We start from the raw sequence: 22,719 nt of genomic DNA, 5'->3' as shown, positions 1-22,719 counted from the left end.
AGGAGGGGAGATTGGAATGCTGAAAGCAGCGGTAATTGGACTTGGTGATATCTCAAAAATTCATCTTGCCGCCATACAGGCAAACCCAGATGTGGAATTAACGGCAGTATGTGATGTAGACCCGAAGTGTAAAGCAATAGTGCCTCATGTGAATTTTTACGAAGATTATGAAGCAATGCTGGCAGAGGAAGTGCTGGACTGTGTACATATTTGCTTGCCGCACTATCTTCACTATCCTGCAACAGTAGCTTGTGTGGAAGCGGGCATTAATGTCTTTCTCGAAAAGCCTATCGCATTGACTCATAAAGAGGGTTATTCCTTAGTGGAACTAGAAAAAAAACATAAGCATGTGAAAATCTGTGTGTGCTTACAGAATCGGTACAATAAAACAGTTGAAGTGCTGAATGAAATGGTTGAAAGCGGCCATTATGGTCCAGTTCTGGGAATAAAGGGGCTGGTTACATGGAATAGGCCAAAGGCTTATTATGACGTAAAACCATGGCGAGGCAAGATGAAGTATGCCGGCGGTGGCGTGATGATTAACCAATCGATTCATACTTTAGATTTAATGCAGCTCCTCGGGGGAGACATAGATTCAATCAGAGGATCAATCGATCAATTACTTGATTATGAAATAGAGGTGGAGGATACAGCAAGTGCTCATATTCAATTTGCCAACGGTGCCACAGGGTTGTTCTTTGCGACGATTTCAAATGAACGAAACTCCAGTGTAGAGCTGCAAGTCACATTTAAGGAAGAAAAATTTACGATAAAGGACAGTATTTTAACAAGAGCTGATGAAGAGAATAAAAAGATAGAATTAGCAACAGATGACAGACTTACTGGGACGAAGTTCTATTATGGAGCGAGCCACGCTAAGCTGATTAATCGGTTCTATCAATGTATTGCATCAGACAGCGACAAGTATACCCATGTGAAGGACGCCTTTATGTCCATGAAAATGATTGATGCAATCAGGCAATCATCAGAAGAAAAAAGACGTGTCAGAATGGAGGAGCTAAATTGATGAAAAGCGGAAAAATAGGTGTTCAAATGTTCAATTTAAAAAATAAAATAGAAGAATTGGGCGTCTATGAAACAATGAAAAAAATTCATGAGCTGGGCTACCGCTATGTAGAAGTCACACAAGTTCAAATGACAGAGGAAAATGTGTCTGAATTGAGAAGAGCAAGCTTAGACTTTAATATCAAAGTCGCAGCGATCAGCGCTCCCCTTGATTCAATGCCAGGGAGCCAAGGTGAATCTTTAACAGCAGATTTTGATAAGATTGTCAGTGATTGTATAACATTAGATTGTAATTTTATTAGAATTGGTATGATGCCTGTTAATTTAATGGGAGATAAAATCAAGGCGATGGAGTATATTACCGAAGCTGAAAAGATGGCCGAACGGCTCAAACAGCATGGAATAGAGCTGTATTACCATAACCATCATATTGAGTTTGAGAAATATGACGGGAAGTGCCTGCTGGATATTATGAGAGAGCAAACGTCCAATCTCGGCTTTGAACTCGATGTTCACTGGGCCCAAAGAGGAGGAGCAAACCCGATAGATGTCATCAATCGTTTTGCCGGGCGTGTCTCACTCATTCATTTAAAGGATTATCGCATCGGACCAATTGATTTAGGAGATTTAAGGGATATGTCCGATTTCATGAGCAAATTTACAGGTAATATTGAATTTGCTGAGCTTGGCACAGGCAATCTGGACATTAAAGGGATTATGGAAGCTGGAATGAAAGCAGGAGTTCAATATTTTTTGATTGAACAAGACGACACTTATGGCAGAGATCCATTTGATTGCCTTAAAGATTCAGGAGACTATTTAAGACAATTAGGGTATGCAGATTTGTTCTGATAATCGGAACCTCATGCTTAATTAATAGTTAGAGGTCCTAAATCTTGGGACTTCTTTCTTCTTGGTTTTAGTTAGACATCGGATTTAGCATCTAATAAATGATTGACGCAAATTTCCGATAATGATAATATACATTTAATTAATTAGTTTGCTAAACAAATTAATATTTACGTACCAATAGATTCTAAAGTTAATATATTTTTAAGTAGAAATGGAAGGGTTTACAACGCAGTGGGCTAAGGAGTGATGTAGATGGGTATTCTTGAAGAATTATTAAAAGACATACCAGTCCCAAAAATGGCAAAAGTGAAGGTTTCATTTGATGATAGCAAAATAGATGATCTCGGTTCCGTCTTAATGAAGAAGTTACAAAGTGAGCAAATAGTAAAAAATATTAAGCCAGGCATGGAAATAGCCGTTGCTGTCGGAAGCAGGGGGCTAGATCGAATCACCGAGCTTACTGCTGTAACAGTGAAATTTCTCAAAGGTTTAGGTGCAAAACCTTTTATAGTCCCAAGCATGGGCAGCCATGGTGGAGCAACGGCAGAGGGCCAGAGAGCCGTTCTCGAGCATCTTGGTATTTCGAAAGAATCAGTAGGAGCAGAGATTCGTTCCTCCATGGAAGTAGAGCAGGTCGGCAAATTAGCAAATAGTTTACCAGTATATGTAGATAAATATGCCTTGCAAGCAGACGGCATCGTGGTGATTAACCGCATCAAGCCACACACAGCCTTTCGTGGACCTGTTGAGAGCGGCATTATGAAGATGATAAGCATTGGTCTGGGCAAACAAAAAGGTGCTGAGGCCTGTCATCAAATGGGATTTAAATATATGGCAGAAAACGTTCCTGCCATGGCAAAGGTCATTATGAAGAAAACCCCCTTTCTGTTCGGTGTAGCGACAGTGGAAAATGCATTCGATAAAATAGCCACGGTGGAAGTGCTGACACCAGAAGAAGTGATTGAAACGGAGCCTGCCTTGCAGATAAAAGCAAAGTCATTATTGCCTAAACTTTTTTTTGACCAGCTTGATGTCCTTGTGATTGATGAAATCGGCAAGAATATTAGCGGTGACGGAATGGATCCCAATATTACTGGCCGCTATCCTACGCCATATGCATCAGGCGGCCCAGATGTAAACAAGATGGTTGTGCTAGATGTCACTCCACAATCAGAAGGAAACGCGAATGGTGTTGGAACGGCAGATTTCACCACACAACGTTTGCTCAACAAGATGGACAGAGAAGGGACGTATGCTAATGGCCTGACCTCCACTGTTGTAGCACCAACAAAAATTGCCACAACATTGCCAAACGATAAAATGGCTCTTCAAGCAGCAGTGAAAACATGCAATATCTTAAACTTTCACGATGTTAAACTTGTTCGCATTAAAAACACCTTAGTATTAAGTGAGATTGAAGTATCTGAAAGCTTACTTGAATATGTGAACAATCATCCTAATATGGAGCAAATTACTGGCCTTTATGAAGTTCCTTTTAATGAGCAAGGCAATTTATTTTAGACGATGAGGAGAGAAATTGATGTCAACACTATTTGATTTAAGCGGTAAAGTGGCGGTTGCAGTAGGAGGAAACGGTGTGTTAGGATCCTCGATGGCAAAGGGCTTGGCAGAACATGGTGCAAAGGTAGCGATTGTTGGCCGCAATTTAGCTAAAGCAGAAGAAATAGTCCACGAAATAATCCAAAACGGCGGCGAGGCAAAAGCATTTTTTGCAGATGTTTTAACAAAGGACTCACTCTTAAAAGCAGCAGACGAAATAGAACAATGGGCTGGCTGTTGGGATATTCTTCTTAATGCACCTGGCACTAATAGTGCAACACCTTTTTTTGAGATTGACATGGATGAATGGGATCGAATCATGGATGTTAACCTAAAAGGGATTGTGTTAACTTGTCAGATTTTTGCTGAGAAGATGATAAAACATGGCAAAAAGGGCAGCATTATCAATATCTCTTCTGTTTCTTCCACAACACCCCTCTCAAGAGTATTCACATACTCGGTTTCAAAGGCAGGGCTCAATAGTGTCACCCAATTTTTAGCTCGTGAATTTGCTCCGTATGAAATTCGTGTCAATGCTATTATTCCAGGTTTTTTCCCGGCAGAGCAAAACAAAAAGATTCTTGATCAAGAAAGGATAGAAGACATAATGAAGCATACGCCGATGAAACGATTCGGGGAAGCAGAAGAGCTTCAAGGTACAGCGGTTTGGCTTGCCTCTGATAAGGCGTCCAGTTTTGTGACAGGCGCTTTGATTAGGGTAGATGGCGGATTTGGAAGTATGACAATCTAATGAAAGAGCGTATCAATGCTTTTGTAAAAAATCTAGATTAGGAAGGGTGCTAAAGACATGCCTGCAAAAAAATATGAACTTCTAATGTCTATACTTCAGGAAATGAAAACGGTTGTTGTTGCATTTTCAGGAGGTGTGGACAGTACCTTTCTATTAAAAGCAGCGGTAGATGCTCTAGGAACAGAAAATGTTCTTGCAGTAACCGCAGACTCCGAAACATACCCGACAAGCGAGTTGGAAGAGGCGAAGTCACTTGCGGTACATATTGGTGTTAAACATATCATTATAGAAACCTCTGAATTAGCGATTCCCGGTTACTCGGAAAATACAAAAAACAGATGTTATTTTTGTAAAAGCAGTTTGTTTGATCATCTTATTCCAGTTATGGAAGAGGCAGGATTTAACAATGTCATCTATGGGGTCATCGCTGATGATAGGAATGAATTTAGACCAGGCATGAAGGCAGCAAAAGAAAAAGGGATTCGGGGACCGCTTCAAGAAGCAAATTTGTTTAAAGCGGAAATCCGCGAGCTTTCGTATGAGCAAGGACTGCCGACTTGGAATAAACCATCCTTTGCATGTCTTTCCTCAAGAATTGCCTATGGCGATAGGATCACAAAGGAAAATCTTACAAAGGTAGAAAAAGCAGAAGCATTTCTAAAAACACTTCAAATCCGTCAAGTGCGAGTCCGCACCCATCAGGATATCGCCAGAATTGAGGTAGAGCCAGATGATATGAGGAACGTACTGGAAAAAAACAAGTTTATCGTGAGTGCATTGCAGGAATTCGGCTACAAATATATTACTTTAGATTTAATAGGCTACCAGAGTGGCAGCATGAACAAGACACTAGCAGTAAAGGATAACTCAAACTTTTCTATTTAGAAAAGATAGCACAATATGTGTAAGGTATGCATCTCTAATTTAAATCGAAAAACCATCTCTGAGGGGGACCAACATGCTGGAGGAAATTTTGTCTCAAGTTCAAAGTGGTATGTTAAGCATAAATGAAGCTAAAAAGAAGTTAGCAACATTTGAGAACTTAGGATTTGCGAAAGTAGACCATCACCGCAATAAACGTCAAGGCTTCGCAGAAATCGTCTACGGGGAAGGGAAGGAAGCAAAGCATATTATTTCCATCATCCAATCCTTAAAAAAGCGGAACAATCAGGTTCTCGTGACGAGAGTTTCTAAAGAAAAAGCAGAAACGATTCAAAGCGTATGTCCAGAGTTTATCTATAATAAAACAGCTCGTGTTCTCTATTGGAAAGAACCGATTGAGAGGGAAGCTAAAGCTACCGATAATGGCTATATTGCAGTCATTTGTGCGGGCACATCGGATTTAAAAGTGGCAGAAGAAGCGGCAGTCACAGCAGAAGTGCTCGGAAGTGAGGTGCGTCGCATTTATGATGTAGGAGTTGCAGGAATACATCGCCTGTTCAATCATCTGGAGGAAATCCAGAATGCAACTGTTTCTGTAGTTATAGCTGGAATGGAAGGAGCACTGCCAAGTGTTGTTGGCGGTCTTGTGTCACACCCGGTAATCGCTGTGCCGACAAGCGTAGGCTATGGTGCCAATTTCAACGGCTTATCCGCATTATTAACAATGTTGAATTCCTGTGCATCAGGAATAAGTGTAGTAAATATAGATAATGGCTTTGGCGGCGGCTATAACGCTGTCCTAATCAATAAACTCGCACAGAAAGGAGTAAGAAAAAATGAAAACGCTCTACTTTGATTGTTTTTCTGGAATAAGCGGTGATATGGTAATTGGCGCATTAATCGATGCGGGAGCTGACCCAGAATTCTTAGTTCAAGAACTGTCAAAACTTAAGATGGAAGATGAATACAAGCTTGTATGGAAGAAGGTTGTCAAAAATGGAATCAGCAGCACGAAATTCGACGTAATTTTGGTGGATAATTTAACAGAACATAGTATTGCTGGCGACAGTGGGGACCATAGCCATAAACACACACACAGCCACGACGATGATCATAACCAGGAGCATTCACACAGCCACGACGATAATCATAACCAGGAGCATTCACACAGCCACGACGATGATCATAGCCATGAGCATTCACATCATCACAATCATAATCATAGTCATCAACACCGCTCTTATAAGGACATTGTGGAGCTTATACAGAGCGCTGACTTTTCTGATGATATTAAAAATACAGCATTGAAAATATTTGAGAAAATTGGCCGAGCTGAAGGACATATACATGGTATGCCCTTAGAACAAGTGCATTTTCATGAGGTTGGTGCAGTAGATTCCATTATTGATATTGTTGGGACTGCTATCTTAATTCATCATCTGGAGGTTTCTGTCATTAAGGCTTCCGCTCTCCCTGTTGGCACTGGCAGAATTAAGATTGATCACGGGATATATCCTGTACCTGCTCCTGCAACCCTGGAAATTCTGAAAGAAATTCCAATTGAACATACTAAAATTCGGGGCGAGCTGACTACTCCGACAGGTGCCGCTATTGCTGCCGCATTGGCAGACGAATTTTGTGCATTTCCATCTATAATGGTGCAATCTATCGGTTATGGTGCTGGCACAAAAAATTTTGCTGAACATCCAAATGTTCTGCGTGTAATTATTGGGGAGCAATGATGGATAATCTAGTTCATCCTTCTAATGAGGAGCATATCGATAGAAATATGATTAAAGTGGAAGTGAACTTAGATGATATTTCTGGGGAAGTGCTCGGTTATGTAATGGATTTATTGTTCGATGCTGGAGCCAACGATGTTTTTTATACTCCTATTTACATGAAGAAAAATAGACCGGGAATACTGCTGCAATTGTTGTGTTCACTGGAAAAACTAGCAGAAATAGAAAAGGTTCTTTTTATAGAAACCACCACACTCGGTGTACGTTATTATCCAGTTACTGTCCATCGGCTTGAAAGAAGATTTAGATATGTCGAGACAGAGTGGGGGACAGTAAAAGTAAAAGAGGGCATCTTGCAAGGACAGATTGTGCAGCGGGCGCCAGAGTATGAAGAGTGTAAAAAAATAGCAGTGCACCATCAAGTTCCACTGAAAAGAGTATATGAACAAGTGTGGCGAAATGGGGAAGTCAGGGAATAAAGGGGGGAGCCTGTGATGATTTTTCAATTCATATCTGTGTTATTTTTAGGATTAATACTTGGCATAAAGCATTCATTAGAACCAGATCATATTATAGCTGTATCTACTATTGTCAGTAAGGGTAAACGACTCTCCAGATCAACTTTAGCAGGCGCCTTTTGGGGAGTTGGCCATACAGCAACATTATTTGTTTTTGGAATATTGATTGTATTGCTAAAAGGGGAACTTGCTGATAAATGGGTAATGACCCTCGAATTTATAGTTGGTATAATGCTCGTATATTTAGGCAGCAAAAATATTTTTTTTGATAAAATCAAGAATATTAATAAGCAAGCTGAACGGACTTCACTTATTAAAGTTACTTTTATAGGAATTATTCACGGTCTTGCAGGAAGTGCAGCTATGGTAATATTAACGATGTCAACCGTCTCTTCTGTTTGGCAGTGTGCCTTGTACATACTCGTTTTTGGAATAGGAACAATTATTGGAATGCTCGTCTTTACTACAATTATTGGTATACCATTTGTGTATAGCACGAAAAGTGTTCGGACAAATAAGCTGCTAGTAAGATGTGCTGGGTCGATAAGCTTTGCATTTGGTCTTTATTATATGTACTCAATCGGGATAACAGATGGATTGTTTAGTCTCTGGATAAAATAAATTCGTATATAGAAAAAGATAGCTGCCTAAGTTGCTGCTATCTTTTTCTACATCCACAAATTTCTAAAAACATTCCCCAATGACTTCTTTTTCCAGTGACTTTTTCCAAAGAACCAGACATGGAACAGACGCGAGCAGTAATAAGTAAGCCAAACAGTCGTAAAGCTCCAATACCATTTCCAGTTTTCATATTGAATCAGCTTCGTGTATTTAAGTGCTAATAATTCACCAATAATGATAAAACCGGTATGGAGAAAGTAGTATCCTATTTTAACTAAGGGTCCTTTTTTTTCAGGATAATAGGAATTAAATAAGGCGCATAGTGCTGGGTATCCAATATATTCAAAGGTAAAGCTGCCCTTATATGTTTTTTTGAAAAAAAGCCGTACAGGATAGTTGATGGCATCCTTCTCTACCACTAATAAACCAAAAAGCCAGGTAATCACTAGTTTGAATAAGAAAGCCAAGACTGCTGTTCGTGACTTTTTCTTTGGGATAAGTTTGAAGAGAATGATTAAGCTTAAGGCCAATACAAAACCTTCGATGATTTTTTCCTTTTTATACTTCATTCAGCTCACCTCATATACTGAATAATGTTGCCAAAAAGGTTAATCTTATGTAATTTCTCTCCAGAAAATCATAAAAAATGCCCAAGGTTCATTTACCTTGAGCAGTTTGATTCAATCATTTATTTCTCCATCTGCAATCTTAAAGCGGTGAACTAATTTTTCCAGTTCTTCAGACAGCTTAGATAAAGCGGTCGCTGATGCAGACACTTCCTGGAAGGAAGCAGTTTGCTCTTCTGTTGCAGCAGCGACTTCTTCTGTGTTTGCTAATGTTTTGTTAGAGCTGTGTGCGATTTCTTCCATTGACTGCTGAACGCCTTGCACCTCTGTTGTAATTTGGTCTGTTGTAGAAGCAACTTCTTTAATATGACCAGCAACAACCTCGATGCTGTTCAGTATTTCTTTAATATGTGAATTAGTTCGATCCGCCAGTTCCATTCCAGAATTCACATTTTCCTTTACAAGGGTCATATTCTCCACTGTTTCTAATGAATGATTCTGAATAGTGTTGATTAATGTATCAATATGGTTGGCAGAAGTACTTGTCATATCTGCCAATTTTCTCACTTCATCAGCAACGATGGCAAAGCCTTTACCATGTTCACCAGCTCTTGCCGCCTCGATAGCCGCATTTAGGGCAAGCAAGTTCGTTTGTCCGGAAATTTCCTGAATATTGTTCAAAGTATCTTTTATTTCATTGATGCTTGAGACTAAGGAGTGCAGGCCATTTTCTGCTAATCCAACCGAATGGTGGATAGTGCCCATCTGTCCTTGCATTTCGGCCATTGCCTGTTCACCATCGTTTGCTTTTCCTTTAATACGGTCTGATTCTTTTGCTACATGGTTCGCTTTAGTTGATACATTTAAGACATTTTGTAAGGAATTATTAACTCTGTTCAGACTTTGCTGTGCAGAATTGTTTTGCTCATTACTGTTTTCCGAAATCATCTGTATCGAGTCAGCGACTTGCTCTGCTGTTACTCGTGATTGCTCCATGCTTGCAGCAAGCTCATCTGAGGATTGGGCAACAGACTTAGAAGTTTGTCCAACTTGTGAGATCATGGATCTTAGAGAAGCAACAAATTCATTGAAGGAAGTTGCCAAATGAGCAAATTCATTCTTACCACTTACCTTCACACTTTTAGTCAAGTCTCCGTCACCTGATGCAATTTCAACCATTTGCTTATTCATGATGTTTAATGGGCGTAAAATCGAACGCAGCAGTATAAAACCTAATCCAATACTTAAACCTGCTGCTAATATAATGATAGTAATTAATGTAGTTTTTGCCATATCACTGTTTTTTTCATTATCTGCTTCAATTTGACTAACATTCTCATTTATTTGTTCTACCAGCTTGTCAACAGCAGGATCAAGGACTTCTTTTCTTACATTTCTTAAGTCACCAAAATGCAATGCCTCCGAATCAGAAGGACTATTATTGAATGTGTTGACAACTTTGTCACTCATAGACGTATAAGATTGGAAGCTGGTTTCTAGTTGCTCAATACTGTCTTTATACGTTTGATAAATTGATAACTTCTCCATAGAAGTTAGCGTATCTTCAATGTTTACAGCCTTTTCTTTAATTCCATCTGTATACTGGCTGTCACCTGTCAGTAAGAACCCTCTCTCATCATTGGACATTCCTGCAAGACGATACTGAACATGTGTAACGAGACGCTGCATCTCTTTTGCTTCATTTAATTTTTTAGAATAATCCTCTGCATTATGAAGGCTGTTATTGCTGTAAATACCAATACCAACTAAAGAAAAAAGCAAAACAGTCAGTATGATAATTAATTGTGTTTTAATTTTCATTCTCCAACCTCACTCATCTTAACATATATTTCTAGATGTTATATCGGTCCGTTTGAGTGAATTTGAAGAGGTTTTTCGGAAGATGATGTGGAGTTTAGCAAGAGGGAAAGGTTGTGAGCGATTACAAATTTTTTAAATCAATTTTTTTTATATACATAATGAAGAACACAATACTAGTAAGAAAATAATAAATACCTAGAATAGGTAAACAATCGGCGGCTATAACTATTAAACCACCTGTATTCATTAATAATCTCCAAATAAAAAAACTAATTAGAAATACGAACGGAACAACAATGAAAAGGACAGTGAAGATAAAGTTAATTTTATTCGCCACTATATAAATCTCCTTTACTATATTAATTCCAGCTGGAATTGGTAAGTAACAATTTTAGAGTTGCAATCATAATAGAAAAGAAGGCTTATGAAGACTCTTTAGTTTTGCTTTTACGATATTTTACAATGTCATATATAGCTCGGAGTGAAAAAATGATAATACCTAAAGCAATAATCCTTTTATCGTTATCAATAACTCGAATAAACAAAATAACAAGTATGACATAGCACAATAGATTAATAATGTTTCAGATATTTAATTTAGTCATTCGACTTTATATTAATTATCACTTTTATTACAAATATTTACTTTGTTTAACGCAATATACTTTCATATATGAAAGAGGTTAATAGACATCCTGCTTAGAATGCTTGTGTAAAATTGGGTGAGCACTCCTTGTTGCAAACTCCAAAGTACTCAATATCTGTATTTTTATAGGTTTGTTATTAATCATACATCTATATTCATGAATAGTTAAGAGAGTCTAGTTTTTCGAATAAAGTTAAAAATGGTAAAATAAATCTATTTTTCATATGTAAGCGATTAACAAAAAATAACTATGTATGTATTATTATGGAAATTTAGTATCTTATTAATATAAGTTTTAATAAAAGAATGGGGAGACATTAACGATGAAAAAGATACTTGTATATCCATTGTTAGCTGTTGTCAGTGTATTTGGGATGGGAGCCTGTTCGACAGAAACTGGTGCAGGATTAAAAGCAGAAAAAGAAAGAGAAATCGATGCTGCGCATTGGTCTTATGAAGGAGACACTAGTCCTGTTCACTGGGGAGAATTAGGTCAAGCAAACTTAGCTTGTGTTGATGGAACGGAACAGTCACCAATTAATATTGATTTCTCTCAAGTAGAAGCAGAGACATCTGAAGGGGAGACGGAAATTAAGTATAAGTCTTCGTTCTTTACTCTTCAAAACAATGGGCATACAATTCAAGCAAATGCAGTAGACAAAAGCAATACGGCTGTAATTAACGGGAAGGAATACAACCTTGCACAGTTTCATTTCCATACCCCGAGCGAACATCAATTTAACGGAAAAAATTATGAGATGGAGCTTCATTTAGTTCATAAAGATGAAGACGGGAAGATTGCCGTAATTGGTGTCATGATTCAAGAAGGGGATGAAAATAAAACCTTAGCCGACTTATGGAATCAACTGCCACAAGAAGAAACAGAGACAGATATCTCTTTAACTAAACCAGTTGATTTGCAGGCATTGCTTCCAAAAGAGGATATTGCCTTTCATTATGAAGGGTCTTTAACAACACCACCGTGTACTGAACAAGTAAACTGGACTGTGTTTGAAACACCAATTGAAATGTCGAAAGAACAAATTGAGACATTTCGACGAATTTTCCCTGACGACCATCGTCCCGTTCAATCTTTAAATGAACGAATCATCATAAAGAGCTAAGGAAGGCAAATCTGAACAACAAAAGCTAAACAATTTAGCTTTTGTTGTTTCTATAACAGTGTTACTTATCCTGCTTATTTGGAAGGCTTAAGGCTGTGTCTGTTGTTTGCAAGTCTACATTAAGCTGTTCATTCACATTGCTGGGATGATAGTAGCCGTGTGCTACCATATAATCACTGATTTTGCCATGTAAGTCTATCGCATCATGCAATTGTCTGTTCAACACGCAACGGACCTCTGGGGTAGCAGCCTCCGTAATCGCAAAAGCATAGTTTCTTATGCCAGATTTGGCGGAAATTAATAAATCTGTGGCAATAACCTGATCCGTAATGTCTCCTAAGCCGATAAGGTTTTGCATAATTCCATTCATAATACAGTGCCTCCTTGCTGAGCCAGCAAGCTCCTAAGTGCTTCGACAGCCTCACGAGATTGTGCCGCATCTAGATTAAGAATATCTTGAAGTGCGGCATCTTTTGCTAAAGTACCCATCGTTGTTGATTTAGTCAAGCATGTATTTTTAAATGTAAGAAGTTCATGAAGTTCTAAGCTTTCATGCAACCCTAAATTTCTTGGCATATGTTAATCCTCCTTCGTAACACTTGCATACATAGTCCTTGTTATAATTTCACTAATAAAAGAGTTTATGCACTGTCTTACACTCATACTGAGTTCCTGAATTTTCCTTCCAATTCCGTTCATTTTCTCGGCTGATTTATACAAAATAAACAGGAGAGATGAGGTGGAAATATGCCAAATGGCAGAGGTACACATGGGTTTGCAAATATAGAATCATTTGATTCTAACCGAAAAGTGCAAGAAAGACCGAGTAAAGAAAAGTTCGAACAGTCAAAACCAAAAAAAATAAATAAAATAGAAATACTTCAACAGGAATAGTCTTGTTGAAGTATTTTGTATTAATCTGGAATTTTTGCAATCCGCATAAAGGAAAGATTGTAAACGAAAAATACTTTAGTAAACCTATGGAGGTGAGTGTATGGAGACTAATGGCTTAGCAAACCATGAGACATTAGAGCTGCATGAAATGCTGAATTTCAAAACAACTTGTGTAATTAAATCCAAGATGATGTCCGGTGTCGTCTTTGATCAGGAATTAAAGGCGTTAATGGAGAAGGATGTGGAGCAATCCATTCAGGCACTGGAATATTTGCAAAACTTTTATAAAATGCCTAACCCAGTTTCGGAGGAGAACTACAATGATTAAAGATTACTTAGAGGTGGAAAATGCGGAAGGCATGCCGGAAATGGCTGATTCTGCATTAGCGCTGGAGTTTTTGCTGAGCATTAAGACTGGTGTTCGAAATGCTGCGACTGCCTTGTCTGAAACGGTAACACCAGATTTACGGGAAGCTTTTCGGATTCAGCTTGAGGCAGGGTTGGCTTTACATGAAGAAGTGTCGAGCTTCATGATGAAAAAAGGGTGGCTGCATCCATATAATTTAGAAGATCAATACAAGATGGATTTAAAGTCTATTGAAGGTGCTTTAATGATTGGAAAGATGGATTTATTTCCTGGAGATACTTCCCGCCTTGGCATGATGGCGCAAATAGATGACGATGAATAAGAAAGGATGTAAAGAATGAAGGCTGTTACTTTCCAAGGCATTAAAGATGTAAAGGTTAAAGAAGTGCCGAGTCCAAAGATTGAAAAGAGTGATGATATTGTTATAAAAGTCACCACTTCAGCAATATGCGGATCTGATCTTCACTTAATACATGGAATGATTCCGAACTTTCCAGAAGATTATATTATCGGACATGAGCCAATGGGGATTGTCGAAGAAGTGGGACCTGACGTGAAAAATCTCCAAAAAGGGGACAGAGTTATCATTCCGTTTAACGTGGCCTGCGGGGAATGCTTCTTTTGCAAAAATAATCTAGAAAGCCAATGTGATAATTCTAATGACAATGGTGAAATTGGTGGTTTTTTTGGTTACTCCGATTTAACGGGAGGCTATCCTGGCGGTCAGGCTGAATATTTGCGTGTGCCATATGCCAATTTTACCCCATTCAAAATACCCGAAAATTGTGAAGTTGAGGATGAACAATTGGTACTGCTGTCAGACGCAGCTTCTACTGCTTTTTGGTCCGTTGATAATGCAGGTGTAAAGGATGGAGACACAGTGGTAATCCTCGGCTGCGGTCCGGTAGGTTTGCTGGCCCAAAAGTTTGCATGGTTTAAAGGCGCAAAAAGAGTTATCGCTGTGGATAATCTCGAATATCGCCTGCAGCATGCAAAAAAAACAAATAAAGTCGAGACAGTTAATTTTGAGCACCATCCCAATACAGGTGAATACTTAAAGGAGATAACAAAGGGCGGAGCGGATGTTGTCATCGATGCAGTTGGTATGGACGGGAAAATGACACCGATGGAATATCTCGCTACTGGCTTAAAGCTCCATGGCGGAACATTGAGTGCATTAGTTATTGCCAGTCAGGCTGTTCGCAAAGGCGGCACCATTCAAGTAACCGGCGTATATGGCGGAAGATATAACGCTTTTCCTTTAGGCGACATCTTTCAAAGAAATGTTAATATCCGTTCAGGACAAGCTCCTGTCATCCATTATATGCCTTACCTATATAATCTTGTATCACAAGGCAAGATGGATTTCGGTGATGTAATCACACATGTCATGCCCCTTAGTGAGGCAGAAAAGGGCTATGAATATTTTGATACACGAACAGACAACTGTATTAAAGTTGTCCTTAAACCTTGAATTAATAAAAACTAACCCACAAACATTCCTTGCAGCTATGCAAGGCTAGTGGGTTAGTTTTTTTATTTATGAGCTACTTGTCATATCTTTCTCTTTTTGCTCAATATCTTTAATAATATCCTCAATTGTCACATTTTCCAGCTCTTTTTCTAAGGCTGTTTGGGCTGATGATAAAACAGGCGTAATCGAATCCTGAATGTTTCTGCCGACAGGGCAGTCACGCAGCGGATTTTCATGTACACTGAATAATTCCTGCTCTTTTACAACAGCAACAGCTTTATATACATCTATTAAGCGGATAGCGGAGGGAGGCTTAGCAAGCTTAGCCCCAGCAATTCCTGGCTGAACTTCAATCAGCCCGTTTTTTTTCAGCATTCCCATAATTTTTCTGATCAAAGTGGGGTTTGTATTAACACTTCCTGCCAAAAATTCAGAAGAGCTGACTCCTTTTTTATTAATTTCCAATAGAGCTAATATATGAACACCAACAGTAAATCTGCTGCTTATTTGCACAAAACTCACCTGCTTATACGATTATGAAGATCTTAGAATAAGAATAAAAAGTATTATACATGATATTCCCCAAAAAATAAAAAAACATTCTCGTTGACAAAAGTTATAGAGGTATCTATTATGGATACAGGTATTCAAAATAATTACAGCGTTATTATGCATGATAACATCATTACATGAATAAATTTACTTGGAGGAATTGCAATGAAACTATTAGTAACTGGAGCAACTGGCAAATTAGGAAGCAAGGTGGTGAAGGAATTACTTAAAAAAGTGCCTGCAGAACAACTGGCAGTGAGTGTCCGCAATCCAGAGAAAGCAGAATGGATTTCTGCGCTTGGAGTGGAAGTTCGCCAAGGCGATTTTAATCAGCCTGAAACTTTGGCTGCAGCTTTTGCAGGGATTGACCGTTTGCTTATCATTTCAGCAGATGGAGATAACGAAACAAGAATCCGCCAGCATACAGATGCAGTAGCCGAAGCCGAGCGTGCTGGAGTGAAATTCATCGCATACACAAGTATCGGCAATGCACAGGCAAGCAGCAATTTCCTTGCTCCAACACATAAAGCAACAGAAACAAGAATTCAAGAGTCTGGTTTACCATATTCTTTCTTGCGCAACAACTGGTACTTAGAAAATGAAAGCTCCAGCATCCAAGGAGTTCTAGCAGGAGCACCATGGATAACATCAGCAGGAAACGGCAAAGTCGGCTGGGCATTACAGCAGGATTATGCAGAGGCAGCAGCGATAGTGCTTTCTGGAACTGGTCACGAAAATACAATTTATGAACTTTCTGGCCCATTGCTAACAACGGATGAAATTGCCGCAGAGCTTGGTGCTGTTATTGGGGCAAATGTTGCTGTACAGCATGTGGATGATGCTGCTTACACAGAGATTATGAAGGGCGCAGGTGTTCCAGAGTTTCTCCTGCCAATGCTTGTTAATATTCAAAAAGACATCCGTGAAGGAACATTAGAAATTGAAAGCAATGACTTTGAAAAGGTGCTTGGACGTCCAGTAACATCTATTCGTAAAGGATTAGAGCAAATAGTCAAAGAAAACACTAAATAAGAGATCTTTCTCTTGTGACAGGTGGTTGATAAAATGAGTTTTTTCAAAAAGATTTTTGGGAAACAAACAGAGGAGGATGAGACAATGGCAGTTGAAAAGCTAAATATCGGGATTATTTTAGGAAGCACTAGAGAAGGTAGAGTAAGTCCGCAAGTAGGGGCATGGGTGAAAGAAATTGCTGACAAACGCGGTGATGCTAATTACGAAGTCGTTGATATTGCTGAATTTAATCTGCCGTTTCTTGGCACTACAGATGGCAGTGAGCCAAGTATAACGGCATGGAATCAAAAGCTCAACAGCCTAGATGGATTTGTCTTTATCGTTCAAGAATACAACCACAGTATCACAGGAGCATTAAAAAATGCCCTTGATTCAGCTCGCGAAGCCTGGAACAATAAAGCAGCTGGGATAGTAAGCTATGGTTCAACAGGCGGAGCTCGAGCTGCAGAACATTTAAGAGGGATTTTAGGGGAACTATTGATTGCCGACGTGCGTGTTCATCCAACTTTATCCTTATTCACAGATTTCGAAAATGGCTCTGTATTTAAGCCAGCTGATCTGCATCTTACAAATGTAAATGCAATGCTTGACCAAGTAAATGCTTGGAGCGGCGCTTTAAAAACAATAAGAAAGTAAAGATTTATTATAGATAAACCGGGCATCCGAAAGGATGGCCGGTTTTTTGCTTCATACGTTTCAGCTAAAAAAGTGTTGATTTTCTCGCTCCGGAAATTGGAAATATGGCTATCGCATACGTTTAACTCTATTATTATAATTTTTAAATGCCCTAAATTACCGCAAGCGCCTAATCCGTTTTATCAATTATAAGTACCCATTATAGATGTATACATCGCCTTTAAAGATGCTGCTTGTGCAGAGAGCGTTTTACGATTTAATGAATTTTTTGTCGCTGCTCCCATTCTATGCCATAATGGAAACTGAAATAAGGAGTGATCAAACATGCAAAAAATAATGATTGTTGAGGATGACCCTAAAATTGCAACCCATTTAAAGACGCATATTGAAAAATATGGTTATGATGTGACGTGTGTCATTGATTTTGAACATGTAATGAATACATTTTATGAAATAAATCCAAATCTAGTGCTGTTAGATATTAATTTGCCAAGTTTTGATGGTTATTATTGGTGCAGGCAAATTCGCAAGGAATCGGTTTGTCCTGTGATTTTTCTTTCTGCAAGGATAGGGGAGATGGATCAAGTGATGGCATTAGAGAATGGCGGAGATGACTATATAACAAAGCCGTTTAGTGCAGAAATTGTAATCGCAAAAATCCGCAGCCAGCTGCGCCGTGCTTACGGGGAGTATGCCAGCATTCCAGAAAGCCGAATATTAGAAAACGCTGGTCTAAGATTCTTTCCAGAGAGACTCGAGCTTACCTATAGAAGCAAGAGTATTTCTTTATCAAAGAAAGAAGCAGATATTATTGAAAGCTTGATGGAACGATATCCTCGTGTGGCTGGACGAGAGGATTTACTGGAAAAGCTGTGGGATGACCAAAGCTATGTAGATGAAAATACATTGAATGTTAATATTACAAGAGTCCGTAAAAAGTTTCAGGAAATTGGCTTACACGATGCAGTGGAAACTGTAAGAGGAGCAGGATATCGGTTACATGTATCATGGTCGGCGGAAAAGAAATGAGATTATTCTTAAAAGAGCATACGTTGTTGATTTTTGTGCAGGCTGTGCAAATGCTCCTTTTTCTTTCGATTTTTTGGTTTGATGGCTATCGAGATATTAAGCTGTTTGCTTACGCTGTTTTTCTCAGCTTTTTCATCCTTGTTAGTTATTTCCTATATTATTATTTATCACGGCAGAAAATGTACAAGCGTTTAAATCAGCCGCTGGAAACGCTTGATGACAGCTATCAAAAAACAGATGATGCCCCGATTTCTAAAGCCTTCGATGAGTTGATGCGAACTCAATACAAACTTTTTCAAAATCAATTGAAACTAGTTGAAAAAGAGCAGGAAGAGCATCGTAAGTTTATGGACCAATGGGTGCATCAGATGAAAACCCCATTATCAGTAATTGAACTCACTGCCCAAAATTTAGATGAACCTGAGTCATCCAGCATCCGCGAAGAGACGGAAGTAATGAAGACTGGTCTGAACACAGTTTTGTATATAGCCAGGTTAAAAACAATAGAGCAGGATTTTCATATCAAGCCGGTAAATCTAGCAAAATTGATAGATGAAGTGAACGGTGAGAATAAACGCTTTTATATCAGGAACAAGGTTTATCCTAAGCTAGAGGTGCAAAAGCCAGGAATGACAGTCGAGACTGATGAGAAGTGGCTGTTTTTTATTCTCACCCAGCTTATTAGTAATGCAGTTAAATATTCTTCTGGGATTAGTAATCGGATTGTTATTTCCATTTATGAAAGAGAGAAACAAGCCATTCTGGAAGTAAAGGATTTTGGAATTGGCATACCAGAAAGCGATAAAAAGCGGATTTTCGATCCCTTTTTTACCGGAGAAAATGGCAGAAAGTTTCGGGAATCAACAGGGATGGGACTGTATTTAACGAAGGAGACGCTGAAATATCTCGGTCACCAGATTGAAATGGAGTCAGCATCAGGTAAAGGTACAACTTTTCGCATCGTTTTCTCGGACACGCAAAACCTTACAAGCTTGTAAGGAAAGTGTAAGAAGAATCGATAGTTAAGCACTACTTTTGCAAGGTATACTAATCACAGGTCAAAAGCAGAAAAGGAGATCTTGTGATGTTAGAAGTGAACCAGGTCAGTAAAATATATGAAGGCAAAATTGCTTATAAAGCATTAAACAATATAAATTTATCTGTTGAAAACGGCGAATTTGTAGGAATTATGGGACCCTCTGGCAGTGGGAAAACGACTCTTTTAAATATGATAGCAACAATTGATGAGCCAACGACTGGCGAGATATTGATCAATGGTAATAATCCGCATCAGCTCAAAAGAGAGGAGCTGGCAAAATTCCGCAGACGGGAGCTGGGCTTTGTATTTCAGGATTTTAATTTGCTGCATACCTTAACGGTAGAAGAAAATATTGTTCTTCCGTTGACACTCGATGGCAAAAAAGTAAAAGAGATGAAACAAAAGGCACAGGAAATCGCGGGAAAATTGGGGATTACCGCTATTATGAATAAGCGCACCTATGAGATTTCTGGAGGTCAGGCGCAAAGGGCAGCAGTGGCAAGGGCGATGATTCATGTCCCTAAATTGCTGCTTGCTGATGAACCAACCGGAAATTTAGATTCGAAGTCGTCCAAAGATGTCATGGAAATGCTGGAAACGATAAATAAACAGGAGCGCACAACGATGCTACTTGTGACTCATGATCCGCAAGCAGCCAGTTACTGTAATCGGGTAATTTTTATTCGGGACGGCAATTTTTATTCGGAAATTCATCGCGGCGATAATCGCCAAGCCTTCTTCCAAAGAATAATTGATACACTTTCTTTACTAGGAGGAGATGGGCATGACCTTTCGCAGATTCGCGTTTAATAATGTTATCCGCAACAAACGACTGTATGCAGCCTACTTCCTAAGCAGTATGTTTACGGTGATGGTATTCTTCACATTTGCGATTTTCGCCTACCATCACGTTATATCTGGAAGTGACATGAATTCCTCCGTACAACAAGGGATGAATATTGCAGGAGGAATCATCTATGTCTTTTCCTTCTTCTTCATACTATATTCTATGAGTTCCTTCTTGAGCACCCGGAAGAAAGAGTTAGGGTTATTGATGATGCAAGGGATGTCCGTTAGGCAAGTTCGTCTCATGATATTCATGGAGAACATGGTAATCGGTTTTTTTGCAACCTTAGGCGGTATTTTATTAGGATTGATTTTTTCTAAAGTGATATTATTAATCGCAGAAAATGTGCTTGTTTTGGATGACGCGCTAAACTTTTATTTTCCTACACAAGCCATTATCATCACATTTCTTTCGTTTATATTGTTGTTTTTGTTTATTTCGTTATTTGTTTCCTATATACTACGCAGTCGCAAGCTCATCGATTTAATCAAAGGAAATAAGAAGTCAAAAGGTGAACCAAAAGCTAATATCTTTTTAACGATTTCTGCAGTATTGCTGATTGGAGTTGGCTATGCAGCTGCTCTAATAGTAGAAGGTGCTGTCGTGATTGTCGCGATGCTGCCAGTAGTAATAGTCGTAATTATCGGTACTTATCTGTTGTTTACACAGCTGAGTGTATATATCATCCGCAGATTGAAACATAACAACAACATATTCTGGCGAAAAACAAATATGATTCTTTTTTCTGATTTATCCTTCCGGATGAAGGATAATGCCCGTACTTTTTTTATGGTTGCCATTATATCTACAGTAGCCTTTAGTGCAATCGGAACATTGTTTGGGTTTCAAACCTTCCTAACGGCAGGGCTGAAAAATAACAATCCTTATACGTTTGACTATATAACGGTAGATCAAGACAAGGAAGATGTTGCTTTTATAAATGAAACAATCAAGGAAGAAAAGATGGAAGCAAATCATGAGCAAACCCAGCTCCGCTATTATGAGGTAGGACAAGATCATATCGTTATAACTAGTGAAACAGAATTTAATCGATTTGCTGTTTTATTGGGAGAAAACACAATTAATATTGGCAAAGGTGAGGTTAAGGTAGTTGAATTTACGGGCAATGAATTTGGCCAAACGGAAGAATTACTTAAACAACCGTTAAAATTGAATTCAGGTACATCCTTGGTTCCAAAAGAAGTGATTTATTCCAGAGCCCTTCCAGCAACGGATTCTTATTATGTAGTTTCTGACCAGGACTTTGAGGAACTGCCAGCTCCTTTAAGTGAGGAGAGCTATCATGCATGGCAAGTCACAGAAGGGCAAGACAATATTATAGCAGCTTCCAAAAAGATAGAAGAAGTAGTTCCTCCTTATGAATTTTCTGCTAAGGATTATAGTATCTATCAGCTCAACAAGCAATATGGCTTAGTATTATTTGTAGGCTTGTTTATTGGAATAGTCTTTTTTGTTTCAGCGGGAAGCTTTCTATATTTCCGACTGTACGCAGATTTAGAGGAAGACAAACAGAAGTTTCGGTCTATTGCCAAAATGGGATTAACAGAGAAAGAATTGAAGAACGTTCTTACAAGACAAACGGCAATTCTATTCTTTACGCCGATTTTGGTGGCACTGATTCATGGGGCAGTTGCACTAACAGCGTTATCACATTTATTTTATTATGATTTAACAAAAATATCCACAGCAGTACTAGGTGTATTTACATTAATCCAAATAATTTACTTTGCGATTGTCCGCTTTTTTTACACAAAGCAGGTTAAAAATGTCCTTTGATGAAGGAAAAAAAGCAGCAGCTCGATGATGGAGCTGCTGCTTTCGTATGATTATCTGCTTGTATAACCAGCATCAGCATGGATAGTTGTTCCTGTTACATAAGATGATTGGTCGGAAGCTAACCATAGGCTTGCTTGTGCGATTTCAGCCGGTTGGCCAAATCTTCCTAACAAGCTGAGCTGAGGAGCGAATTCTTCTTCTGTCTGCCCTGTTTCTTCCAAGGAGCCGCGCAGCATTGGTGTATCGATTGCACCTGGATGCAACTGTGTTGACACGGATATTTTTGTCGCCATTTTCTAATGCAGCAACCTTTGTCATTCCAACAACGCCATGCTTTGCAGCCACGTATGCAATATTGTTCGGCTGAGGACGGAAACCGCTCACAGAAGAAATGTTGATGATGCTGCCGCCTTCACCTTGTTTAATCATTTGCTGTAATTCATATTTCATGCAAAGAGCTGTTCCAGTCAAATCAACAGAGATTAATCTGTCCCAATATGCCTCATCAAATTCAGCCGCTGGAGCATTGTCTGGAGTTAATGCTGCGTTATTTACTGCAACATCAAGACGGCCGAATTTTTCTACTGTCTTTGCAACAAGGTTTTGGACTTGCTCTGATTTAGAAATATCAACCTTTACAAAGTAAGCTGTACCGCCAGCAGCTTCGATTTCAGCTACTGCTGCTTGTCCTTTTTCTTCATTAAAATCAGCTACTACCACCTTTGCCTTTGCTTCTGCAAATAGTTTTGCCGTTGCAAGACCCATGCCCATTGCAGCACCAGTTACTATGGCAACTTTTCCGTCTAGTACAGGAAATGTCATACTATATCAATCCTTTCGAGTTTTAGATTATATTTATCTGCAATTAAAGCTTAGATTATTTATGAAAGGGCTTCAATATGCAATAATAATGAATATGTACGAAAACATACAAATGATAATC

27 protein-coding genes are annotated in these 22,719 nt (G+C 38.9%); 20 read left to right on the top strand and 7 right to left on the bottom strand.

Translation table 11 applies throughout. The annotated features are described in order from the left end of the window. Positions 1–16: 16 nt before the first annotated feature. The 9 genes from M3600_RS16575 to M3600_RS16535 all read left to right on the top strand — a co-directional run bounded on the left by M3600_RS16575 (position 17) and on the right by M3600_RS16535 (position 7,952). Positions 17–1,027 carry a Gfo/Idh/MocA family protein gene (locus M3600_RS16575; protein WP_237943215.1) on the top strand — a complete coding sequence of 337 codons (1,011 nt, stop codon included), beginning with the start codon at positions 17–19 and terminating at the stop codon, positions 1,025–1,027. Continuing rightward, complete coding sequence (locus tag M3600_RS16570) at positions 1,027–1,878, top strand: sugar phosphate isomerase/epimerase family protein (RefSeq protein ID WP_237944187.1); 852 nt, start codon at positions 1,027–1,029, stop codon at positions 1,876–1,878. Before M3600_RS16575 ends, M3600_RS16570 begins: the two co-directional genes overlap by 1 nt. A gap of 252 nt (positions 1,879–2,130) precedes the next feature. Next, positions 2,131–3,399 carry a nickel pincer cofactor-dependent isomerase, group 22 gene (locus tag M3600_RS16565; RefSeq protein WP_251646762.1) on the top strand — a complete coding sequence of 423 codons (1,269 nt, stop codon included), beginning with the start codon at positions 2,131–2,133 and terminating at the stop codon, positions 3,397–3,399. A 19-nt stretch (positions 3,400–3,418) separates the two neighbouring features. After that, positions 3,419–4,189 (top strand): SDR family oxidoreductase, encoded by a 771-nt coding sequence (locus tag M3600_RS16560; RefSeq protein ID WP_233314845.1) that lies wholly within the window; start codon positions 3,419–3,421, stop codon positions 4,187–4,189. A gap of 57 nt (positions 4,190–4,246) precedes the next feature. Beyond that, positions 4,247–5,074 carry an ATP-dependent sacrificial sulfur transferase LarE gene (larE, locus tag M3600_RS16555; RefSeq protein ID WP_237943211.1) on the top strand — a complete coding sequence of 276 codons (828 nt, stop codon included), beginning with the start codon at positions 4,247–4,249 and terminating at the stop codon, positions 5,072–5,074. 73 nt (positions 5,075–5,147) lie between these two features. After that, entirely contained in the window at positions 5,148–5,927 is a 780-nt protein-coding gene (larB, locus tag M3600_RS16550) for a nickel pincer cofactor biosynthesis protein LarB (protein WP_237943209.1), read from the top strand. Next, positions 5,908–6,813, top strand: a complete 906-nt coding sequence (gene larC / locus M3600_RS16545) for a nickel pincer cofactor biosynthesis protein LarC (protein WP_251646760.1) — start codon at positions 5,908–5,910, stop codon at positions 6,811–6,813. Before larB ends, larC begins: the two co-directional genes overlap by 20 nt. Then, entirely contained in the window at positions 6,810–7,292 is a 483-nt protein-coding gene (gene larC2, locus M3600_RS16540) for a nickel pincer cofactor biosynthesis protein LarC2 (protein WP_396953821.1), read from the top strand. Before larC ends, larC2 begins: the two co-directional genes overlap by 4 nt. A gap of 15 nt (positions 7,293–7,307) precedes the next feature. Continuing rightward, the gene (locus tag M3600_RS16535; protein ID WP_237944186.1) at positions 7,308–7,952 is read left to right on the top strand and encodes a HupE/UreJ family protein; all 645 of its coding nucleotides are present in this window, start codon (positions 7,308–7,310) and stop codon (positions 7,950–7,952) included. A 47-nt stretch (positions 7,953–7,999) separates the two neighbouring features. Here M3600_RS16535 and M3600_RS16530 read toward each other — a convergent pair whose 3' ends face one another. Together M3600_RS16530 and M3600_RS16525 are read right to left on the bottom strand one after the other, a co-directional pair. Beyond that, positions 8,000–8,521, bottom strand: coding sequence for a CBO0543 family protein (locus M3600_RS16530; RefSeq protein ID WP_233314849.1), 522 nt, complete (start codon positions 8,519–8,521; stop codon positions 8,000–8,002). Between the two features lie 111 nt (positions 8,522–8,632). Continuing rightward, positions 8,633–10,339, bottom strand: a complete 1,707-nt coding sequence (locus M3600_RS16525) for a methyl-accepting chemotaxis protein (RefSeq protein ID WP_233314850.1) — start codon at positions 10,337–10,339, stop codon at positions 8,633–8,635. Positions 10,340–11,308: 969 nt separating this feature from the next. Here M3600_RS16525 and M3600_RS16520 point away from each other — a divergent pair. Then, positions 11,309–12,109: a carbonic anhydrase gene (locus M3600_RS16520; RefSeq protein ID WP_251646758.1), complete on the top strand. Its 801-nt coding sequence runs from the start codon at positions 11,309–11,311 to the stop codon at positions 12,107–12,109. 61 nt (positions 12,110–12,170) lie between these two features. On the opposite strand, the gene M3600_RS16515 is transcribed toward M3600_RS16520, so the two are convergent. Then, entirely contained in the window at positions 12,171–12,479 is a 309-nt protein-coding gene (locus tag M3600_RS16515; protein ID WP_251646756.1) for a spore coat protein, read from the bottom strand. Then, positions 12,476–12,685 (bottom strand): hypothetical protein, encoded by a 210-nt coding sequence (locus M3600_RS16510; RefSeq protein WP_251646754.1) that lies wholly within the window; start codon positions 12,683–12,685, stop codon positions 12,476–12,478. The genes M3600_RS16515 and M3600_RS16510 overlap by 4 nt, the downstream gene beginning before the upstream one ends. 171 nt (positions 12,686–12,856) lie before the next feature. On the opposite strand from M3600_RS16510, the gene M3600_RS16505 reads away from it, so the two are divergent. The 4 genes from M3600_RS16505 to M3600_RS16490 all read left to right on the top strand — a co-directional run bounded on the left by M3600_RS16505 (position 12,857) and on the right by M3600_RS16490 (position 14,844). After that, positions 12,857–13,003, top strand: a complete 147-nt coding sequence (locus M3600_RS16505) for a hypothetical protein (protein ID WP_251646752.1) — start codon at positions 12,857–12,859, stop codon at positions 13,001–13,003. Between the two features lie 100 nt (positions 13,004–13,103). Beyond that, positions 13,104–13,331 carry a spore coat protein gene (locus M3600_RS16500; RefSeq protein ID WP_233314854.1) on the top strand — a complete coding sequence of 76 codons (228 nt, stop codon included), beginning with the start codon at positions 13,104–13,106 and terminating at the stop codon, positions 13,329–13,331. Next, a complete protein-coding gene (locus M3600_RS16495) occupies positions 13,324–13,692 on the top strand; it encodes a spore coat protein (protein WP_233314855.1) in 369 nt (122 codons plus the stop codon). Before M3600_RS16500 ends, M3600_RS16495 begins: the two co-directional genes overlap by 8 nt. 15 nt (positions 13,693–13,707) lie before the next feature. Further along, positions 13,708–14,844 carry a zinc-dependent alcohol dehydrogenase gene (locus M3600_RS16490; RefSeq protein WP_233314856.1) on the top strand — a complete coding sequence of 379 codons (1,137 nt, stop codon included), beginning with the start codon at positions 13,708–13,710 and terminating at the stop codon, positions 14,842–14,844. 66 nt (positions 14,845–14,910) lie between these two features. On the opposite strand, the gene M3600_RS16485 is transcribed toward M3600_RS16490, so the two are convergent. After that, positions 14,911–15,357, bottom strand: coding sequence for an Rrf2 family transcriptional regulator (locus tag M3600_RS16485; protein WP_237943203.1), 447 nt, complete (start codon positions 15,355–15,357; stop codon positions 14,911–14,913). A 204-nt stretch (positions 15,358–15,561) separates the two neighbouring features. On the opposite strand from M3600_RS16485, the gene M3600_RS16480 reads away from it, so the two are divergent. The 6 genes from M3600_RS16480 (at position 15,562) to M3600_RS16455 (ending at position 21,776) form a co-directional block, all read left to right on the top strand. Next, entirely contained in the window at positions 15,562–16,428 is an 867-nt protein-coding gene (locus M3600_RS16480; protein ID WP_251646750.1) for an SDR family oxidoreductase, read from the top strand. A gap of 33 nt (positions 16,429–16,461) precedes the next feature. Next, positions 16,462–17,064 carry an NADPH-dependent FMN reductase gene (locus M3600_RS16475; protein WP_233314859.1) on the top strand — a complete coding sequence of 201 codons (603 nt, stop codon included), beginning with the start codon at positions 16,462–16,464 and terminating at the stop codon, positions 17,062–17,064. A gap of 324 nt (positions 17,065–17,388) precedes the next feature. Continuing rightward, positions 17,389–18,093, top strand: coding sequence for a response regulator transcription factor (locus M3600_RS16470; RefSeq protein ID WP_237943199.1), 705 nt, complete (start codon positions 17,389–17,391; stop codon positions 18,091–18,093). Next, positions 18,090–19,091 carry a sensor histidine kinase gene (locus M3600_RS16465; protein WP_237944185.1) on the top strand — a complete coding sequence of 334 codons (1,002 nt, stop codon included), beginning with the start codon at positions 18,090–18,092 and terminating at the stop codon, positions 19,089–19,091. The genes M3600_RS16470 and M3600_RS16465 overlap by 4 nt, the downstream gene beginning before the upstream one ends. 86 nt (positions 19,092–19,177) lie before the next feature. Beyond that, the gene (locus M3600_RS16460; protein ID WP_233314862.1) at positions 19,178–19,942 is read left to right on the top strand and encodes an ABC transporter ATP-binding protein; all 765 of its coding nucleotides are present in this window, start codon (positions 19,178–19,180) and stop codon (positions 19,940–19,942) included. Further along, on the top strand, positions 19,917–21,776 hold the full coding sequence (locus M3600_RS16455) for an ABC transporter permease (RefSeq protein ID WP_251646748.1): 1,860 nt from the start codon (positions 19,917–19,919) through the stop codon (positions 21,774–21,776). Before M3600_RS16460 ends, M3600_RS16455 begins: the two co-directional genes overlap by 26 nt. Positions 21,777–21,826: 50 nt before the next feature. Here M3600_RS16455 and M3600_RS16450 read toward each other — a convergent pair whose 3' ends face one another. Continuing rightward, entirely contained in the window at positions 21,827–21,997 is a 171-nt protein-coding gene (locus M3600_RS16450; protein WP_251646747.1) for an SDR family oxidoreductase, read from the bottom strand. Then, on the bottom strand, positions 21,921–22,598 hold the full coding sequence (locus M3600_RS16445) for an SDR family NAD(P)-dependent oxidoreductase (RefSeq protein WP_251646745.1): 678 nt from the start codon (positions 22,596–22,598) through the stop codon (positions 21,921–21,923). Before M3600_RS16445 ends, M3600_RS16450 begins: the two co-directional genes overlap by 77 nt. Between the last annotated feature and the right edge of the window lie 121 nt (positions 22,599–22,719).

Source organism: Niallia sp. MER 6 (genome assembly GCF_023714395.1).
GTDB lineage: Bacteria > Bacillota > Bacilli > Bacillales > Cytobacillaceae > Niallia.
Note: the sequence above shows the minus strand (reverse complement) of the source record. Positions and strands in the feature narration are given on the sequence as shown.

What these genes read in the sequence shown, in the direction of transcription:
- M3600_RS16505 (WP_251646752.1), top strand. Translation starts at nt 12,857, where the DNA reads ATGCCAAATGGCAGAGGTACACATGGGTTTGCAAATATAGAATCATTT.
- M3600_RS16445 (WP_251646745.1), bottom strand. Translation starts at nt 22,598, where the DNA reads ATGACATTTCCTGTACTAGACGGAAAAGTTGCCATAGTAACTGGTGCT.
- M3600_RS16500 (WP_233314854.1), top strand. Translation starts at nt 13,104, where the DNA reads ATGGAGACTAATGGCTTAGCAAACCATGAGACATTAGAGCTGCATGAA.
- M3600_RS16515 (WP_251646756.1), bottom strand. Translation starts at nt 12,479, where the DNA reads ATGAATGGAATTATGCAAAACCTTATCGGCTTAGGAGACATTACGGAT.
- M3600_RS16535 (WP_237944186.1), top strand. Translation starts at nt 7,308, where the DNA reads ATGATTTTTCAATTCATATCTGTGTTATTTTTAGGATTAATACTTGGC.
- M3600_RS16455 (WP_251646748.1), top strand. Translation starts at nt 19,917, where the DNA reads ATGACCTTTCGCAGATTCGCGTTTAATAATGTTATCCGCAACAAACGA.
- M3600_RS16480 (WP_251646750.1), top strand. Translation starts at nt 15,562, where the DNA reads ATGAAACTATTAGTAACTGGAGCAACTGGCAAATTAGGAAGCAAGGTG.
- M3600_RS16490 (WP_233314856.1), top strand. Translation starts at nt 13,708, where the DNA reads ATGAAGGCTGTTACTTTCCAAGGCATTAAAGATGTAAAGGTTAAAGAA.
- M3600_RS16525 (WP_233314850.1), bottom strand. Translation starts at nt 10,339, where the DNA reads ATGAAAATTAAAACACAATTAATTATCATACTGACTGTTTTGCTTTTT.
- M3600_RS16465 (WP_237944185.1), top strand. Translation starts at nt 18,090, where the DNA reads ATGAGATTATTCTTAAAAGAGCATACGTTGTTGATTTTTGTGCAGGCT.
- M3600_RS16565 (WP_251646762.1), top strand. Translation starts at nt 2,131, where the DNA reads ATGGGTATTCTTGAAGAATTATTAAAAGACATACCAGTCCCAAAAATG.
- M3600_RS16495 (WP_233314855.1), top strand. Translation starts at nt 13,324, where the DNA reads ATGATTAAAGATTACTTAGAGGTGGAAAATGCGGAAGGCATGCCGGAA.
- M3600_RS16470 (WP_237943199.1), top strand. Translation starts at nt 17,389, where the DNA reads ATGCAAAAAATAATGATTGTTGAGGATGACCCTAAAATTGCAACCCAT.
- M3600_RS16560 (WP_233314845.1), top strand. Translation starts at nt 3,419, where the DNA reads ATGTCAACACTATTTGATTTAAGCGGTAAAGTGGCGGTTGCAGTAGGA.
- larC (WP_251646760.1), top strand. Translation starts at nt 5,908, where the DNA reads ATGAAAACGCTCTACTTTGATTGTTTTTCTGGAATAAGCGGTGATATG.
- larC2 (WP_396953821.1), top strand. Translation starts at nt 6,810, where the DNA reads ATGATGGATAATCTAGTTCATCCTTCTAATGAGGAGCATATCGATAGA.
- larB (WP_237943209.1), top strand. Translation starts at nt 5,148, where the DNA reads ATGCTGGAGGAAATTTTGTCTCAAGTTCAAAGTGGTATGTTAAGCATA.
- M3600_RS16570 (WP_237944187.1), top strand. Translation starts at nt 1,027, where the DNA reads ATGAAAAGCGGAAAAATAGGTGTTCAAATGTTCAATTTAAAAAATAAA.
- larE (WP_237943211.1), top strand. Translation starts at nt 4,247, where the DNA reads ATGCCTGCAAAAAAATATGAACTTCTAATGTCTATACTTCAGGAAATG.
- M3600_RS16520 (WP_251646758.1), top strand. Translation starts at nt 11,309, where the DNA reads ATGAAAAAGATACTTGTATATCCATTGTTAGCTGTTGTCAGTGTATTT.
- M3600_RS16475 (WP_233314859.1), top strand. Translation starts at nt 16,462, where the DNA reads ATGAGTTTTTTCAAAAAGATTTTTGGGAAACAAACAGAGGAGGATGAG.
- M3600_RS16530 (WP_233314849.1), bottom strand. Translation starts at nt 8,521, where the DNA reads ATGAAGTATAAAAAGGAAAAAATCATCGAAGGTTTTGTATTGGCCTTA.
- M3600_RS16460 (WP_233314862.1), top strand. Translation starts at nt 19,178, where the DNA reads ATGTTAGAAGTGAACCAGGTCAGTAAAATATATGAAGGCAAAATTGCT.
- M3600_RS16510 (WP_251646754.1), bottom strand. Translation starts at nt 12,685, where the DNA reads ATGCCAAGAAATTTAGGGTTGCATGAAAGCTTAGAACTTCATGAACTT.
- M3600_RS16575 (WP_237943215.1), top strand. Translation starts at nt 17, where the DNA reads ATGCTGAAAGCAGCGGTAATTGGACTTGGTGATATCTCAAAAATTCAT.